Origin of the sequence: Alcaligenes sp. PF14 (assembly GCF_037150615.1) — a bacterium.
Lineage (GTDB): Bacteria > Pseudomonadota > Gammaproteobacteria > Burkholderiales > Burkholderiaceae_B > Alcaligenes > Alcaligenes phenolicus.
Genome location: NZ_JBAGRS010000003.1, coordinates 473,681 through 489,537, shown reverse-complemented (window position 1 = coordinate 489,537; position 15,857 = coordinate 473,681). Strand labels below are relative to the sequence as shown.

Here is a 15,857-nt window from a genome sequence, read left to right as displayed (position 1 = left end):
CTGTTATGAAACGTACCGCACAGCCCATCGGGCTTACCATGGGCGATGCCGCTGGCATAGGCCCGGAAATTATTGCCCGCCTGATTGTTGAAGGCCTGCCCCACCCCGCCGTAGTCTATGGCGATGCGGGTGCGCTGCGCCGTGCCCTGACACTGATTGGCGCCGACCAGGACTGGCACGTCGAGGAGGTGGAGCAGCCTGTTTGCACACCCAAGGGGCTCATTGCCGTCCTGAATCGCTGGCAAGCCCTGCCCGACGATCTGCCCTATGGCGAAGTTAACGCTCAGGCCGGACGCGGCGCCTACGAATACCTGTGCCACGCTATTGATGATGCCCAAGCCGGTCTGATCCGTGCCGTCGTCACCGCCCCACTGAACAAGCTGGCCATGCAAAAAGGCGGTATCGATGCCCCTGGCCACACCGAGATTCTGGCCGAGCGCAGCCACACCGAGCACTACGCCATGATGCTGGCTAACGAGCATTTGCGCTCCATTCTGGTCACCATTCATGAGCCGCTGGCCCGTGTCCCTTCCCTGATTACTACAGAACGCGTCTTGCAAACCATCCGGCTAGCACAGTTGGCCTGCACCCAGGCCGGGATCGCCAAGCCCCGTGTGGCGGTGGCAGGTTTGAACCCCCATGCCGGTGAGGGTGGCAAATTCGGCTCTGAGGATATTGAGCAGATCACACCGGCCATTGAACAAGCCTGCGCCGAAGGCATCCAGGCCAGCGGCCCCTGGCCTGGCGATACGATTTTCATGCGGGCTCGTCAGGGAGAGTTCGATATTGTGGTGGCCCAGTACCATGACCAAGGGCTGATTCCCATCAAGCTGCTGGGTCTGGACGAAGGCGTGAACGTGACAGTGGGCCTGCCCTTTATCCGCACCAGTGTCGACCACGGCACCGCGTACGACATTGCCGGACAGGGTAAGGCCGACGCCTCCTCCCTGGGCTATGCCTACCGTATGGCTCTTTCCATGAGCGCGCATCAAGCATGATCAAGCGCTTACCGATTGACCCGTTTTTGCTGAAGCTGTTTGCCACGGTTGCACTTGCCAGTCTGCTGCCTGCCCAAGGTTGGGGCGTGCCTCTGTTCCAACACATCACGCAGATCGCGATTGCCCTGCTGTTCTTTCTGCATGGTGCCCGCCTGTCTCGTGAGGCTATCTGGGGCGGCCTGTCCCACTGGCGTTTGCACCTGTTGATTCTGTCCGTCACCTTTGTGCTCTTCCCTATTCTGGGCAGCGGCGTGGCGGCTGTGCTGCGTCCCTGGCTAACCGACAATCTGTACCTGGGAATACTGTTTCTGGCTTGCCTGCCCAGCACCGTGCAGTCTGCCGTGGCGCTGACCGCAATGGCCAGAGGGAATGTGCCGGTGTCGATTTGCAGCGCCTCGGCCTCCACCTTGCTGGGCGTGTTCATCACTCCCTTGCTGGTCGGCATCATGCTGGCGGGTGCCACCAGCGCCCAGGCCACCGTGTCGCTGGAGGCGGTGGGCAAGATCATGCTGCAGCTATTTTTCCCCTTTGTCTTCGGGCATATGCTGCGTCCCGTGATCGGGGCCTGGGTCATGAAGCGTCAGCAACTACTGAAAGTCGTGGATCAAGGCTCGATTCTGCTGGTGGTGTATACGGCTTTTTCAGGCGCGGTGGTGGGCGGTCTGTGGTCCTCCACCCCATTGAGTGCCTTGGGACTGATTGTGCTGTCCAACGCCGTTCTGCTGACCTTGGCGCAAGTGCTGGCCTGGAACCTGGGGCGCTGGCTGGGCTTTTCTTTTGAGGACCGTGTCAGCCTGCTGATGTGTGGTTCCAATAAAAGCCTGAGCAGCGGCATCCCGATTGCCAATGTCATTTTCCCCAGTGCCATGGTCGGGCCTATCATCTTGCCGATCATGTTGTTTCACCAGTGGCAGCTACTGGTGTGTGCATGGCTGGCGAAACGGCTGGCGGCCCGGAGTGAAAACTAAGAGAACGACGAACCTCCTCGCCTGACTACCCATACACGCTGAACGATGAATAAAAAAGAGGCATACCAAGGTATGCCTCTTTTTTGTCCTGACATCTGGCAAACGGCCTCACAAGCCCGCGCACTGAAGCAGCCACTGTGCTTTTTAATTGGGCATGTAATCCAGAAAGCGCGTGCTGGCTCCGGCGAAGGTCAAGCGAACCGAACCAATAGGACCGTTACGCTGTTTACCAATAATAATTTCAGCCGTGCCTTTATCGGGCGAGTCCGGGTTGTAGACCTCGTCACGGTAAATAAACAAGATCAAGTCAGCATCCTGCTCAATAGCGCCGGATTCGCGCAAGTCACTCATCACTGGGCGCTTGTTGGGCCGTTGCTCCAGGCTTCGGTTCAACTGCGACAAAGCAATCAAGGGACAATTCAATTCTTTGGCCAGACCTTTCAAGGAACGACTGATTTCAGAAATTTCCGTTGCCCGGTTCTCGCCACCGCTTGAGGACATCAGCTGCAAGTAGTCGATGATGATCAAGCCCAGTTGGCCACACTGTCGTGCCAGACGTCGAGCCCGTGCACGCACTTCCATGGACGACAGGCCGGGCGTTTCATCAATGTAAATCTGGGCCTCCTGCACCTGCTGCACGGCATGTGTCAGACGTGGCCAATCGTCGGCTGTCAGCTTGCCGGTACGCATACGGTGCTGGTCCAGCAAACCGACCGAACCGACCATACGCATGGCCAACTGTACCGCGCCCATTTCCATGGAGAACACGGCAACGGGCAAACCCTGGGCAATCGCAACGTGCTCGCCAATATTCATGGAGAACGAAGTTTTACCCATGGAAGGACGACCCGCCACAATCACCAGGTCGCCTGGCTGCAAGCCTGACGTCATCTTGTCCAGGTCAATAAAGCCAGTTGGCACCCCGGTTACTTCCGAGTCGCCTTCGCGGTGATACAGCTCGTCAATACGTTCCACCACCTGGCTTAGCAGGGGCTGGATTTCCAGAAAGCCTTGCGAGCCACGCGCCCCTTCCTGGGCAATCTGAAACACACGGGTTTCCGCCTCGTCCAGAATCTGCCGGGCCTCCTTGCCCTGCGGATTGAAGGCGGCCGAGGAAATATCATCAGCCACGGTGACCAGCTTGCGTAGAGTGGAACGCTCGCGCACGATTTCGGCGTAGCGACGAATGTTAGCAGCCGATGGCGTGTTGTGAGCCAGCGCATTCAAATAGGCCAGCCCACCCACCTCTTCCTGCTTGCCTGCAACCGACAAGGACTCAAAGACCGTGACGACGTCAGCAGGACGGGCCAGACCAATCAAGCGGGTAATGTGTTGCCAGATCAGCTTGTGATCAAAACGATAAAAATCCTCGTCGGTGACAATATCGGCCACCCGGTCAAACGCGGCATTATCGAGCAACAAGCCACCGAGCACCGACTGCTCCGCCTCAATGGAATGAGGCGGGACCCTGAGGTAATCCAGCGTTGAATCGGATTTGGCTGACTTGCTTTCCATGCATATACCTTCAAATCAAGGAAAAAAATCGACGCCGCAGCCAACAGAATGTGTTGTGCGGGCTTGAACAGTATGTGTATCTGGGGTCAGAACAGTCAGGCTCAACAGCGTGCTGGCTCTCTTCAAACAGAATGAAGAGAAAACAAAAAAGCCGGCTTGCACCGGCTTTTTTGAGCTTGGCAGATACACTCCATGAAAGAATGTACCATGCGTCAACGCGCTAGTCTTAGGCTACGTCGCCTTGAACCACAACGTTGATTTCAGCGATCACGTCAGGGTGCAGAACAACCTGAACGGGGTACTCGCCAATGGCTTTCAGGTGACCGTCTGGCAGACGAACCTGAGTCTTGACCAGGTCGGCAAAGCCGGCATTTTGCAATGCATTGGCGATGTCCATGGTGGTCACGGAACCAAACAAACGACCGTCCACGCCGGCTTTTTGAACCAGGGTGAAAGCTTGGCCGTTCAGCTTTTCGTTCTGAGCCTGAGCAGCGGCCAGCTTTTCAGCTTGCAGCTTTTCCAATTCGGCACGGCGTGCTTCGAACTCTTGCAGAGCGGCAGCCGTAGCACGGCGAGCAACTTTGCGTGGCAGCAGGAAATTACGGGCGTAACCATCACGTACGCGCACAACGTCACCCAGATTACCCAGGTTGGCGACTTTTTCGAGCAAAATAACTTGCATGACTAAGGTTCCTCTGGATTATTTGTGGTTGTCGGTGTACGGCAACAGCGCCAGGAAACGAGCGCGCTTGACAGCGGTGTCCAGCTGACGCTGGTAGTGAGCTTTGGTGCCCGTCAAACGTGCAGGGATGATCTTGCCATTTTCCTGGATGAAATCACGCAGGGTGTCCAGATCTTTGTAATCAATTTCTTCAACGCCAGCGACGGTGAAGCGGCAGAATTTGCGGCGCTTGAACAGTGGGTTCTGTTGTGCAAATTTGCGTTTTTTGTCTTTGCCTCTACGGAAAGCCATTTTGTGCCTCGTTAGTAACCGGGCTATACCCGGAAGAATTCAGTGTGAAGCGAGGTGTTGAACACTTCGCGACGATCGAGCCAGACCAGTCAAACCGTAACAGAGCCTTGTCCCGGAAAGTGACGCTGATATTGCTGTACATGCAGCACCAGACGCGTCGAACCTTTACGGGCTGGGGCAATAAAACCTTGTAGCTGCAAACGGGCTCCCAAAGGAGTGTCTGCCAGACCCAGTGCATTATTTCCCAAAGCCACTACCTGCATCGTCAAAGCGATTTGCCGGGAGTGACCGGCTTCCATTACGGAAGATTCGTGTTCCAGGACCAATTCCAGAGCTGGGACACCAGCCGGCGTATAACGCAAGGGCTTGATGTCGACAAGCTGACCGGCAAGAGAGAACTGGTTCACGTAGTCGGAGCTATTACTCTTCAGCTTGAGCTTCGGCTTCAGCGGCTGCAGGAGCGCTGGCTTCAGTACTTGCTTTACGTGCTTCTTCGCGTTCGACGGACTTCATCATGACCGAAGCGCCTTCAGGGGCTTTCTTCGTGCCAGCGATGAGGTAACGCAAGATAGCGTCGTTGTAGCGGAAGGAATGCTCCAGCTCGTCCAGGGTGGACTGACCGCATTCGATGTTCAGGCACACGTAGTGAGCCTTGACCAGTTTCTGGATTGGGTAAGCCAGTTGACGGCGGCCCCAGTCTTCCAGACGATGAATAGCACCGCCTTCGGAAGTAACAATCGCCGAATAGCGCTCGATCATGGCGGGCACTTGCTCGCTTTGATCGGGATGCACAATGAACACTACTTCGTAGTGACGCATGGAACAACTCCTTGTGGATATCGCCTACTACCCGCTGTAAAACCAGTCAGGCACCAAGCGCGACAGCCCGCCCATTCAATCCGGGTCGAGCAAGAAACCATAGATACTAGCACCAAGAAAGGCTGACTGACAAGCCAAAAGCCTTAGCCCTGCACGCTTGCGTAGGCAGAGTGATTATGAATCGACTCAAAATTCTCGGCTTCGATGCTATAACGCAACACTCCGGGCAAGCTGCGCACGCTGACGGCTACATCACGCACCAGATCTTCGACGAATTTGGGATTGTCGTACGCGTATTCGGTAACGTACTTTTCGTCAGTGCGCTTGAGCAAGCCCCACAGCTGACAGGACGCCTGCTCTTCAACCGATTTGATCAGCGTAGGCAAGTCCAGCGTAGCCGGATCCGCAAACACGGCCTGCACGGTAACGTGCGAGCGCTGATTATGCGCACCGTACTCCGAAATGGCCTTGGAGCACGGGCACAGGCTGGTAACCGGAACCAGTACGGACAACTCAAATTCGGGCTGGGCATCCACACCGACACGTGCTGTCCAGCTGACGGTGTAATCCATCAGGCTGGCCACACCGGATACGGGCGCCACTTTTTCCAGGAAAACGGGGAAGGTGGCTGTCATGTCGCCACGTCCGGCATTGAGCAAAGGCAACATGGCCTGGGCCATCTGCACAAAACCGGCGGGCGTCATGGCTTGACGGCGGTACTCTTCCAGCAAAGCGACAAAGCGCGACATATGGGTGCCTTTTTCTTCGGGCGGCAAGGCCACCGTCAACTCCCATTGCGCCACGGTGGGCACGGCCTGCCCCTGCAGGTCCAGCATCATCGGATGCCGCACCCCGCGCACACCCACGCGCTGAATCGCAACACGGCGTGTATCCGTGCTGCTTTGCACATCTGGCATGGCCAAAGGCGATTCCGACACTGTATTCATATCCATCAGGTTCAGCTACGACAGAGCCGCAACCGTAAATAAAAACAATAATGAATTATTATCTTACGCTTATCGCACACGAGGTTCGATAACCTTAATAAGAACGCGCATATTGGGGTATTTAAACCCTAAACTGTGCAGAAATTGCCTCACGCCTCAAGCAAACTTGAGAAACGTGCACGAATGGAGCGCTCGATGCCGGCGGCATCCAGACCCAGATCCTGAGCAATTTTCTTCTGATCGCCGTGGTCGATGAATTCGTCGGGGTAGCCCAGTTGCAATACCGGCATCACCAGCGCTTCACGACTGACAAACTCCAGCACCGCACTGCCTGCGCCCCCCATCAAACAGCCCTCTTCCACGGTAACAAATGCCTGATGGCTTTGTGCCAGCTCTTGCAGCAAGGCTTCGTCCATAGGTTTTACAAAACGCATGTCTACCACGGTGGCATCCAGAACCTCGGCTGCTTTCAGCGCCTCGTGCAACACGGGACCAAAAGCCAGAATGGCCAGATTCTTGCCCTGACGGCGCAGATTGGCCTTGCCCAGCGGCACGGTATGGAGCTCCTGATCCACTTCAGCACCGATACCCGCTCCGCGCGGATAGCGCACCGAGCTGGGCCCTGGGTGCTGATAGCAACAGGTCAGCAACAAGCGGGTTTCGTTTTCGTCCGAAGGCGTGGCCACCACCATGTTCGGAATGCAGCGCAAAAAGGCGATGTCGTAATTACCGGCATGCGTTGCCCCGTCTGCGCCCACAATACCGGCGCGATCCAGCGCAAAAGTGACATCCAGATTCTGCAGGGCTACATCGTGAATCAGTTGATCGTAGCCGCGCTGCAAAAAGGTAGAGTAAATCGCCACAACCGGCTTCTGCCCTTCACAGGCCAAGCCACCGGCAAAGGTCACGGCGTGCTGTTCGGCAATGCCCACATCAAAATAACGACGGGGGAATTGTTGCTCGAACTCCACCATGCCACTGCCTTCACGCATGGCGGGAGTAATACCGTACAGACGTTGATCCTGCCTGGCCATATCGCACAACCACTGACCGAAAATCTGTGTAAAGGTAGGGCGCGGCTTGGTCGTAGGCGTGACCAAACCCACAGAAGGATCGAATTTGCCTGGACCGTGGTAGAGCACCGGATCGGCTTCAGCCAGCTTGTAGCCCTGCCCTTTACGGGTCACCACATGCAGGAACTGCAAACCACCCAGATCACGCAGATTGCTCAAGGTAGAGACCAGCGCATCCAGATCGTGACCATCAATCGGGCCCACGTAGTTAAAACCCAGCTCTTCAAACAGCGTGGCCGGAGACAGAATCCCCTTGGCGTGGCCTTCAAACTTGCGCGCCAGTTCCAGCACAGGCGGGACATGCTGCAAGACAGTACGGCCTACATTCTTGGCAGCGGCGTAGAACCGGCCCGACATCAGGCGAGCCAGATAATGATTCAAGGCGCCCACCGGCGGCGAGATCGACATGTCGTTGTCGTTCAACACCACCAGCACATTTACATCGGGCGTTACACCAGCATTGTTCAGGGCTTCAAACGCCATACCGGCCGTCATCGCGCCATCACCGATCACGGCAATGTGCTGACGCTCGATCCCGGCATTGCGCGAGGCCACGGCCATCCCCAGTACCGCGGAAATCGAGGTTGAGGAATGCGCCGTACCAAAGTCGTCGTACTCGGACTCGGAGCGCTTGGGAAAACCGGAGATGCCATCTTGCTGACGCAAACCACTCATCTGATCGCGGCGGCCTGTCAGAATCTTGTGCGGATAGGACTGGTGACCCACATCCCACACGATACGGTCGTGGGGAGTCTCGAACACATAGTGCAAGGCAGTGGTCAATTCAACCGTGCCCAGATTGGACGACAAATGCCCACCGGTTTTGGATACGGATTGCAGAACAAACTCGCGCAGTTGTCGTGCCAGCTCGGGAAGATCACGTTGATCAAGCTGGCGCAAGTCGGCGGGAGACTGGATCTGCTCTAGGGAAACGGTTGTCATACTAAAGACGTCTATCCGGGCAAATAAGTGAAACGACTGTCTAAAAACAATCGCCAATCGGCTATTGTAAAACGCTTCGCGGCCTGTGCCAAAGTAGCACAGGCCCGCGTCGCTTAATGATTGCGACCCACGATGTAATCAGCCAGTTGTGTCAGACGTGCCGCAGCAGGTCCCAAAGGACGCAAGGCCAACTGGGCCTGCTCATTCAGAGCACCGAGCAACTCGCGCGATCCGTCCATACCCAGGATGGAGACATAGGTGGGCTTGTTATCGGCGGCGTCTTTGCCAGCCGTCTTGCCCAGCGTGGCAGTATCAGCCGTCACATCCAGAATATCGTCCACGACCTGGAAGGCCAGACCCACAGCCTGGGCGTACTCTTCCAAACCATTACGCACGGTAGAGGAAGCACCCGCCACAATACCACCCAGCAAAACGCTGGCTTGCAACATGGCGCCGGTTTTCATGCTGTGCATCTCTTGCAACTGATCACGGTCCAGGGCAATGCCCACGCTGGCGCAATCAATAGCCTGACCACCGGCCATACCGGCACTGCCGGCGGCCTGCGCCAACTGAGTAATGGCTTGCACAATCAGCGCAGGGGCAATCGGCATTTGTGCCAATAACTCAAAGGCCAAGGGTTGCAAGGCATCGCCAGCCAGCATGGCGCAAGCTTCATCAAACTGAACATGAGTGGTTGGGCGACCACGACGCAATTTGTCGTCATCCATGCACGGCAAATCGTCGTGAACCAGCGAGTAGGCGTGGATCAATTCCACCGCCGCCGCTGCCAACTCCAATGCTTTCAATTGGGCTGCGGCCATGGGCTTGCCTTGCAAGGCAGCCTCACCGGCGGCATACACCAAGGCAGCGCGCACGCGCTTGCCACCACCCAGCACGGAGTAGCGCATGGCTTCGTGCAAACGAGCAGGTTCCTGGCTGACAGGGGGCAGCAATTGTTCCAGTACGGTCTCAGTCTGCTCAACCCGCGCCTGCAGCCAATCAGAAAAACTGGTAGAACTCATCTTAACTATCTCCAACAGCTTCATCCCCGGACAAGGGGCGCAGCAGATTGCCTTGCAATACGCTGACTTGTTCTTGTGCAAGGTCCAGCTTGCGCTGACACAATTGGGCTAATTCCACGCCCTGCTCGTAAGCTTGCAAAGCCTGCTCCAGCGGCAATGCCCCGCTTTCCATGCGAGCGACCAGCGCTTCCAGTTGTGCCAGAGCGGACTCGAAATCCTGCTGGGCTGGCGCCTGGGCGCTTTGATTATCATCGCGAGATTTAACCATAACTATTCCTGATCAATGAGGGCCGTCAGGACTGGCTGAGACCCAATTGGAAGTGGCATTGTACGGGAGGCGGCGGCTTGCTGCCCTTCCCAAGGAGTACTTTCTACTTTGGGACCGCTCCACAGCAAAAAAGCCGCTCCGGAGCGGCTTTCTCAGCACCAGAAACTCAGGGCGTTGAACTAGCTGCGCGCAACAGGTCGGCTGGCGTCACTCACCCATTCACTCCAGGAGCCGGGGTAAATGCTGGAGCCAGACAAACCGGCCAACTCCATGGCAAAAAGATTGTGACAAGCTGTAATGCCGGAACCACACTGGTGCACAACCATCTCTGCCGAAATCGCTCCCAGCAAGTCCTGAAACTCCTGGCGCAGCTGATCGGCCGGTTTGAAACGCCCCTGTTCACCCAGATTATTCAGGTGCGACCGATTAAGCGCATCGGGGATATGACCCGCGACCGGGTCCATCGGTTCCACGTCACCGCGATATCGCTCGGCAGCACGTGCGTCCAATACGGTAAAGATAGGTTTGGACAGGTTTTTCAGTACCTGCTCGGTCTGCACAGTAGGCATGGCAGCCTGCTCAGGCACACTCAATTTAGCAGCTGCTGGTACAGGCCTGGCCGGGCCGCATTCTTCGGCTCCGCCCAACTGCTGCCAGGCCTGCCAGCCCCCATCCAGAATGGCGACTTGAGGATGCCCCAACCAGCGCAGCATCCACCACATATGGCTGGCGAATAAAGAACCTTGGGCGTCGTAGACCACGACCTGCATACCATCACGCAAGCCGTTTTTCTGCAAAAGCTGCGCCAGCTCCTGACGGCTGGGCAAAGGATGACGGCCATTCAGACCCGTCTTGGGTGCCGCCAGATCCAGCTCGTGATCCAGAAACACGGCACCCGGAATATGCCCCTGTTCGTAAGCGCGTCGTCCTGCCTGGTGGTCGGCCAAATCATGGCGTACATCCAGAATCAGCCACTCCGAATTATTCAGATTGGCCTGGACTTGCTCTGCGCTAATCAGAAATTCAAACACGTTCTGCCTCCTTGACGGGAGCCTGCTCCGCTGTCGCGGCCTGACCTCGCAAGATACGATCCTCGCTGTAGGTACGCCAGGCCGACAACAGACCAGACCCAATAATCAATGCCATACCTGCCCAGGCTAACCAGTCAGGCAGATCCCCCCAGAAAGCAATGCCAATCAGGGCGGCGAAAATAATGGTGGTGTATTGCAAGGCTGCGGTCAACAAGGCCGAGCCCAAGCCAAAAGCACGCGTCATGGTCAATTGCCCGAACAAACCGGACAGGCCCACGCCCAGCAAGGCCAGCCACGCGCGCCAGCTCAGCTCGCGCCAGCCTTCCCACAAAAGTCCAACCAGGCTGGAACAGACGACAAAACAGGAGAACAGCAGCACGGTGCGCCATTCCGGCTCGCCAGAGCGCCCCAGAGCGCGTACCTGCATCATGGCCACCGCGCTCAAGGCGCCGGCACACAGGCCCAGCATGGCGGCCCACCATTGGTCTGGCGTAATGCTGGGGCGCAGGACACCGATCACGCCCATAAAGCCCAGCAACACGGCAATCAGACGCACAGGGTCACGCTGGGTGCCCCCCCAGGCAAGCATCCAGAAAGCAATAAACAAGGGAGCGGTGTAGTTCAGGCTGACCGCGGTGGACAAGGGCAGATTAGCCAGAGCCAGAAAGCCCAGCCACATGGAACTGACCCCGGAGACATTACGCCGGATATGCAGTTTCCAGCTTTGAGGAGCCAGCCTCAAACCACGGCTTTTAGCCCAGAACACCAGCAGAAGAACCGAGGGCACACCCCGGAACAAAACAATTTGCGCCATCGACGCCCCGGCATCGGCGGACACTTTGACACAGGCCCCCATAATGGCAAACATGGCGCAGGCTACCAGCATCCATAATGACTGCATGTGATCAAACCAGATTCAGTAATAAGGGAAAGCCACTACTATACTCCCCACCTTGTAAAAGTGGACCGGTAACCCCATATCCAGACCACTTACGCAACAGCAAGAACCTCGGCGCAAGAAACTATCTTGCCCGGAAGCTGACTAAAAGCTGAATATTTTATTTTCACGCCTGGAATCAAGGCTAAAATTCGCGCAGATCGTGTTCTCACGATCACGATTTTTTCTGTTACACCGGAATCCGCATTCATGAAACGAATTGTCCTTTTCTTAATCACCAACCTGGCCGTCATGCTGGTGCTCAGCGCCTCCATGAATATTTTGGGTGTGGGACGTTACCTGAACGCGCAAGGTCTGGACCTGACTCAATTGCTGATTTTCTCGGCTTTGGTCGGTTTTACCGGCGCCATTATCTCCTTGCTGATGAGCAAATGGATGGCCAAGCAAAGCGTGAACGCCCGTGTCATTGACCCGAACGCCCCCGCCAATGCCGAAGAGGCCTGGCTGGTCGATACCGTGCACCAACTGGCCGACCGTGCCGGTATTGGCCGCCCCGAAGTGGCCATTTACGAAGGCGAGCCCAATGCCTTTGCCACCGGCGCTTTCAAGAATGATGCTCTGGTCGCCGTGTCCACGGGCTTGCTGCGAGGCATGACCGAAGAAGAAGTCATGGCGGTGCTCGGCCACGAAGTTGCCCACATTGCCAATGGCGACATGGTCACCCTGACCTTGATCCAAGGCGTGGTGAACACCTTTGTGATCTTTCTGGCCCGTCTGGCCGGCTACTTTGTTGACCGCGTGCTACTGCGCAATGATCGCGACGTGGGCATGGGTTACTACGCCTCGGTCTTTGTGTTTGAGCTGATTTTTGGCGTGCTGGCCTCCATCATCGTGGCCTGGTTCTCGCGTCAGCGTGAATACCGTGCTGATGCCGGTTCCGCTCAGTTGCTGGGTTCGCGTCAGCCCATGATTCACGCGCTGGCCCGCCTGGGCGGCATGGCTCCTGGCGAACTGCCCAAGAACTTTGAAGCCTCCGGTATTTCGGGTGGTCGTTCGATCAGTGCGATCTTCGCCTCCCACCCCCCTATCGCTGCACGCATTCAGGCTTTGCAAAGCGCTCAATCAGTCTAAGATCCCAGGCGGCCTGAACGGCACAGCCAAATAAAACGCCCCAAAAGCACACAGGCTTTTGGGGCGTTTTTTATACCTTGGCGCAAACTTAGCGTATCGGCTGCCGGACAAAGGGCCACACACAGATCCAAACCTAATCAGCAAAGTGATATTCCAAAATATCGTCACCGAGCTCATCACGCTGGCCGCTTTCGGCCCAGCCTAAATGACGATAAAAACCATAGGAGCGCACCTGAGGATCACTATTACAAGCCAGGAACAGGCGCGTAAAACCACGCCCCTGCAAATCCTGCATCATCTGGGTCAGCAAACGACGGCCCAGACCCAGGCTTTCATAGTCGGGCAACAGCGCCAGCACCATGATCTCGCCGGTCTCGCTTTCACCGAAGCAATAGCCAGCCATCTGCTCATCGACCAGGGCCACATAGCCGGGGCAACTACCATCCTCAATACCTGCGGCCCAGCTTTCGGCGGTAACTCCCAAGGCGGCCAGATCCTCTTCAGAAAAAGCATTTTCACGAGCCAGTCCCCGGATACGCAGGCATTCGCGGGCGTCATCAGGCACTGCAGCGCGCAAGACTATCTTGCTCATTCACTACTCCAATATAAAAAGGGCAATGACGGCAAATCATCACGTCATCGACCATACAAAAGACTTAAGGGGTGTCAGTGTTGAGTTGGCTCAACCACTGGGCAATGTCGCCCACGACCTGGGGCATGGCCGAGCTGCCATCGGCCTGCGTCATGACGTGGTCCAGATCGGAATAGCTGCGCCACACCACATGCGAGTTATCCACCAGTGCCACCATCTGGGCAGCGGCTTGCGGCGAGACCGAGGTATCGCGCCCGGACTGAATCACCAGAGTGGGGATAGCAATCCGTCGCAGCACCTCGGCCTGATCCAGATTCAGCATCTGCTGCCACCAATCGCGTCCATGTCCGCTCATCCGAGTATCCAGGCCGGCCCTGGCCTGCCTCAAAAATTCGCCCAAGCCATCAAGCATGGCTTGCTTGTCGGCAGCCGGCATCTCTTGGATCGAGGCGCTATAGAGCACATCATCCTGGAACCAGCGCCCGCCGCCATTAAAACTGATGGCCGCATCCAGATGCAAAGTCTGGGCCGCCAGCAAATGAACAATCACCGCTCCCTCGCTGCCACCCAAGGCAAAAAGCTTGTCATAGCGGGTCTGACTTTGCAGCTGTTTTAAAACCGCATCCAGATCAGCCACACGCTGTTGGGGCTGGTCGCGCTGAATATAGTCTGTCGGGCAGTCGCTACGCTCGGGATCGTCGCTATCAGGCAGCGCGGCCGTCAGCGCATATTTTTCCACCGCCAGCACCTGGGCTTGTGGACGAGCCTTGGCCAGGGCTTCCCAAACAACTTTCTTGTGCGCCACGCTATTGCAATCCGAGCCTTGCACAATCAGAAGCAGCTCATGCACACCTTCTTGAGGGGCGATGGCAGGCTGGACGTAATAATGAATGGTGCTGCCATCTGCACGCGCCAATTCATGTGGCTGCGCTTGAGCATAAGCCTGGCTGCCCACGACCCCAGAGATAGCAAGGCCCGCCAGGCGGGCCAGAGAAATTGAATAATCCATGCCGCACTGTGGCACAGAATGATGAAGATTTGATGGAGAAAAATGGCGGACTCGCCGCCATGAAAAGGGACCAGCCAGCAAAGAGCTGACCTGACCGGGGGAGACATCAAGCCATCACACCCTTTGCTGGCTGGTGTCCCGCCGCCGGTCGCCATTTGCCCAAAAAGACGACCGGACTGGCAAGACTCAAGGCTTCATGGGATTGGTCTTTTCTGGATTGATTTGATAGCGCTGCAAAGCATCGCTGACCAGCGAGCGTGGCAACGAACCTTCGTCGGCCAAGGCCTTCAGGGCCGAGACCACGATAAAGTGCCGGTCCACTTCAAATCCGTGGCAACCACAATCGGGCCTGCATGCCCTTCCAGGCAAGACTGCACATAAGGGATACGCGGCTCGCTTTCCGGGTGCAAGGTGTTCCAGCGCTCCGTATCCAGGCCATCACGACGCAGTTGGTTCAGGCTGGGCGCATTCCACACATCGCTGGCCACACCAAAGTCCTCTTGCAGCAACTGTGCGGCAGCCAGCACCTCCATCAAGATAGAGCCACTGCCCATCAACTGCACACGCGGGGCCTTGGCTTTTTGCTGCGGTCCCGCCTGCAAGAGATACAGCCCTTTGATAATGCCCTGCTCCACCCCTTCCGGCATCTCGGGATGCGGGTAGTTTTCATTGAGCACGGTAATGTAATAGAACACGTCCTCCTGATCCTGATACATGCGACGAACACCATCCTGCATGATCACGGCCAGCTCATAGGAGAAGGTGGGGTCAAAAGAGCGGAATCGTGGGCACACCGTGATTGCTGTAGGCCGTGCCTGCTGCAATCCAGGAGGAGATTGCCCCGGACTCATTCAGGCCTTCCTGCAAGATCTGCCCGTCCTTGGCTTCTTTGTAATAGCTCAACTGGCCAGCATCCTGTGGCGTGTACAACTGCCCTAAATAAGAGTGGATACCAATCTGGCGGAACAGACCTTCCATCCCGAAGGTGCGCGACTCATCCGGCACGATGGGCACAATCAATTTGCCCAGCACCGGGTCTTTCAACAAGGTGCTCAAAATACGCACAAAGGCCATGGTCGTGGACAGACCACGCTCGCCCGTACCCTTCAACTGTGCGGCAAAACTGTCCAGTGCGGGAACAGCCAAGGCCGGAACGGAAGTTCTGCGCGATGGCACAAAACCGCCCAGAGCAGCACGACGTTGCTGCAAGTAAACCGCTTCCGGGCTGCCTGGCTCGGGGCGCAGATAAGGCAAGGCTTCCAGTTGCTCGTCCGAAACAGGTAGCAGGAAACGATCCCGGAAAGCACGCACGGCATCCGCGCTCATTTGCTTGAGCTGGTGATTGATGTTCTGGCCTTCACCGGCCTCGCCCATACCAAAACCCTTCACGGTTTTCACCAGAATTGCGGTCGGCCCGCCATGGCTGTTACGTGCGGCTTGGGCATAAGCGGCGTAGACCTTGTCAGGATCGTGACCACCACGGGCCAGGGCCCAGATGTCGTCGTCCGACAAATCCGCTACCAGTTCCAGCCACTCAGTCGTCTCTTGCGGGTCCTCATCTGCGATCTGCAAAGCGTGATTCATAACAATCTCCAGGTGGATAGGCCGGATCCGCCACGCGACGTCCTCACGGCCTGAACAAGACGCAGGGCAGGACAGACCCTCACCCAT

At 56.8% G+C, this 15,857-nt stretch carries 18 protein-coding genes and 1 pseudogene; 3 read left to right on the top strand and 16 right to left on the bottom strand.

What is annotated here, in order from left to right:
* Positions 1-5: 5 nt before the first annotated feature.
* Together pdxA and WFM49_RS09260 are read left to right on the top strand one after the other, a co-directional pair.
* Positions 6-998, top strand: coding sequence for a 4-hydroxythreonine-4-phosphate dehydrogenase PdxA (pdxA, locus tag WFM49_RS09265; RefSeq protein WP_336972932.1), 993 nt, complete (start codon positions 6-8; stop codon positions 996-998).
* On the top strand, positions 995-1,966 hold the full coding sequence (locus WFM49_RS09260; RefSeq protein ID WP_022983571.1) for a bile acid:sodium symporter family protein: 972 nt from the start codon (positions 995-997) through the stop codon (positions 1,964-1,966). The genes pdxA and WFM49_RS09260 overlap by 4 nt, the downstream gene beginning before the upstream one ends.
* A 144-nt stretch (positions 1,967-2,110) precedes the next feature.
* Here the strand turns inward: WFM49_RS09260 and WFM49_RS09255 are convergent, their stop codons facing one another.
* The 12 genes from WFM49_RS09255 to WFM49_RS09200 form a co-directional block, all read right to left on the bottom strand.
* Positions 2,111-3,481, bottom strand: coding sequence for a replicative DNA helicase (locus WFM49_RS09255; RefSeq protein ID WP_009457570.1), 1,371 nt, complete (start codon positions 3,479-3,481; stop codon positions 2,111-2,113).
* 226 nt (positions 3,482-3,707) lie between these two features.
* Entirely contained in the window at positions 3,708-4,163 is a 456-nt protein-coding gene (gene rplI / locus WFM49_RS09250; protein ID WP_009457571.1) for a 50S ribosomal protein L9, read from the bottom strand.
* 18 nt (positions 4,164-4,181) lie between these two features.
* Positions 4,182-4,454: a 30S ribosomal protein S18 gene (gene rpsR / locus WFM49_RS09245; protein ID WP_003802444.1), complete on the bottom strand. Its 273-nt coding sequence runs from the start codon at positions 4,452-4,454 to the stop codon at positions 4,182-4,184.
* Positions 4,455-4,543: 89 nt separating this feature from the next.
* Positions 4,544-4,861, bottom strand: a complete 318-nt coding sequence (gene priB, locus WFM49_RS09240) for a primosomal replication protein N (protein WP_009457572.1) — start codon at positions 4,859-4,861, stop codon at positions 4,544-4,546.
* A gap of 13 nt (positions 4,862-4,874) precedes the next feature.
* Positions 4,875-5,273: a 30S ribosomal protein S6 gene (gene rpsF, locus WFM49_RS09235; RefSeq protein WP_009457573.1), complete on the bottom strand. Its 399-nt coding sequence runs from the start codon at positions 5,271-5,273 to the stop codon at positions 4,875-4,877.
* A 143-nt stretch (positions 5,274-5,416) separates the two neighbouring features.
* Positions 5,417-6,220 (bottom strand): GTP cyclohydrolase FolE2, encoded by an 804-nt coding sequence (gene folE2 / locus WFM49_RS09230; protein ID WP_022983570.1) that lies wholly within the window; start codon positions 6,218-6,220, stop codon positions 5,417-5,419.
* A gap of 149 nt (positions 6,221-6,369) precedes the next feature.
* Entirely contained in the window at positions 6,370-8,235 is a 1,866-nt protein-coding gene (gene dxs / locus WFM49_RS09225; protein ID WP_336972904.1) for a 1-deoxy-D-xylulose-5-phosphate synthase, read from the bottom strand.
* 113 nt (positions 8,236-8,348) lie between these two features.
* Positions 8,349-9,257, bottom strand: a complete 909-nt coding sequence (locus WFM49_RS09220; RefSeq protein WP_022983568.1) for a polyprenyl synthetase family protein — start codon at positions 9,255-9,257, stop codon at positions 8,349-8,351.
* 1 nt (position 9,258) lies between these two features.
* A complete protein-coding gene (locus WFM49_RS09215; RefSeq protein WP_003802451.1) occupies positions 9,259-9,525 on the bottom strand; it encodes an exodeoxyribonuclease VII small subunit in 267 nt (88 codons plus the stop codon).
* Positions 9,526-9,704: 179 nt separating this feature from the next.
* Entirely contained in the window at positions 9,705-10,556 is an 852-nt protein-coding gene (locus tag WFM49_RS09210) for a sulfurtransferase (protein WP_022983567.1), read from the bottom strand.
* A complete protein-coding gene (locus tag WFM49_RS09205) occupies positions 10,549-11,457 on the bottom strand; it encodes a DMT family transporter (protein ID WP_336972903.1) in 909 nt (302 codons plus the stop codon). The genes WFM49_RS09210 and WFM49_RS09205 overlap by 8 nt, the downstream gene beginning before the upstream one ends.
* 89 nt (positions 11,458-11,546) lie before the next feature.
* Complete coding sequence (locus tag WFM49_RS09200; protein ID WP_155624324.1) at positions 11,547-11,705, bottom strand: hypothetical protein; 159 nt, start codon at positions 11,703-11,705, stop codon at positions 11,547-11,549.
* Here WFM49_RS09200 and htpX point away from each other — a divergent pair.
* A complete protein-coding gene (gene htpX, locus WFM49_RS09195; protein ID WP_009457574.1) occupies positions 11,704-12,585 on the top strand; it encodes a protease HtpX in 882 nt (293 codons plus the stop codon). The two genes, WFM49_RS09200 and htpX, sit on opposite strands and share 2 nt — an antisense overlap.
* Positions 12,586-12,718: 133 nt before the next feature.
* Here htpX and WFM49_RS09190 read toward each other — a convergent pair whose 3' ends face one another.
* The 4 genes and pseudogenes from WFM49_RS09190 to WFM49_RS09180 all read right to left on the bottom strand — a co-directional run.
* The gene (locus WFM49_RS09190; RefSeq protein WP_336972901.1) at positions 12,719-13,177 is read right to left on the bottom strand and encodes a GNAT family N-acetyltransferase; all 459 of its coding nucleotides are present in this window, start codon (positions 13,175-13,177) and stop codon (positions 12,719-12,721) included.
* A gap of 64 nt (positions 13,178-13,241) precedes the next feature.
* Positions 13,242-14,186, bottom strand: a complete 945-nt coding sequence (locus tag WFM49_RS09185; protein WP_336972899.1) for an alpha/beta hydrolase — start codon at positions 14,184-14,186, stop codon at positions 13,242-13,244.
* 186 nt (positions 14,187-14,372) lie between these two features.
* Complete coding sequence (locus WFM49_RS18640; protein ID WP_425541749.1) at positions 14,373-14,507, bottom strand: hypothetical protein; 135 nt, start codon at positions 14,505-14,507, stop codon at positions 14,373-14,375.
* Positions 14,508-14,545: 38 nt separating this feature from the next.
* Positions 14,546-15,728, bottom strand: a pseudogene (locus WFM49_RS09180) (transketolase-like TK C-terminal-containing protein); the annotation flags it as partial.
* Positions 15,729-15,857: the final 129 nt, after the last annotated feature.

Bases quoted from the DNA above. Each gene is read 5' to 3' on its own strand.
- pdxA (WP_336972932.1), top strand. From the start codon at position 6: ATGAAACGTACCGCACAGCCCATCGGGCTTACCATGGGCGATGCCGCT.
- WFM49_RS09260 (WP_022983571.1), top strand. From the start codon at position 995: ATGATCAAGCGCTTACCGATTGACCCGTTTTTGCTGAAGCTGTTTGCC.
- WFM49_RS09255 (WP_009457570.1), bottom strand. From the start codon at position 3,481: ATGGAAAGCAAGTCAGCCAAATCCGATTCAACGCTGGATTACCTCAGG.
- rplI (WP_009457571.1), bottom strand. From the start codon at position 4,163: ATGCAAGTTATTTTGCTCGAAAAAGTCGCCAACCTGGGTAATCTGGGT.
- rpsR (WP_003802444.1), bottom strand. From the start codon at position 4,454: ATGGCTTTCCGTAGAGGCAAAGACAAAAAACGCAAATTTGCACAACAG.
- rpsF (WP_009457573.1), bottom strand. From the start codon at position 5,273: ATGCGTCACTACGAAGTAGTGTTCATTGTGCATCCCGATCAAAGCGAG.
- folE2 (WP_022983570.1), bottom strand. From the start codon at position 6,220: ATGAATACAGTGTCGGAATCGCCTTTGGCCATGCCAGATGTGCAAAGC.
- dxs (WP_336972904.1), bottom strand. From the start codon at position 8,235: ATGACAACCGTTTCCCTAGAGCAGATCCAGTCTCCCGCCGACTTGCGC.
- WFM49_RS09220 (WP_022983568.1), bottom strand. From the start codon at position 9,257: ATGAGTTCTACCAGTTTTTCTGATTGGCTGCAGGCGCGGGTTGAGCAG.
- WFM49_RS09215 (WP_003802451.1), bottom strand. From the start codon at position 9,525: ATGGTTAAATCTCGCGATGATAATCAAAGCGCCCAGGCGCCAGCCCAG.
- WFM49_RS09205 (WP_336972903.1), bottom strand. From the start codon at position 11,457: ATGCAGTCATTATGGATGCTGGTAGCCTGCGCCATGTTTGCCATTATG.
- htpX (WP_009457574.1), top strand. From the start codon at position 11,704: ATGAAACGAATTGTCCTTTTCTTAATCACCAACCTGGCCGTCATGCTG.
- WFM49_RS09200 (WP_155624324.1), bottom strand. From the start codon at position 11,705: ATGAATGCGGATTCCGGTGTAACAGAAAAAATCGTGATCGTGAGAACA.
- WFM49_RS09190 (WP_336972901.1), bottom strand. From the start codon at position 13,177: ATGAGCAAGATAGTCTTGCGCGCTGCAGTGCCTGATGACGCCCGCGAA.
- WFM49_RS09185 (WP_336972899.1), bottom strand. From the start codon at position 14,186: ATGGATTATTCAATTTCTCTGGCCCGCCTGGCGGGCCTTGCTATCTCT.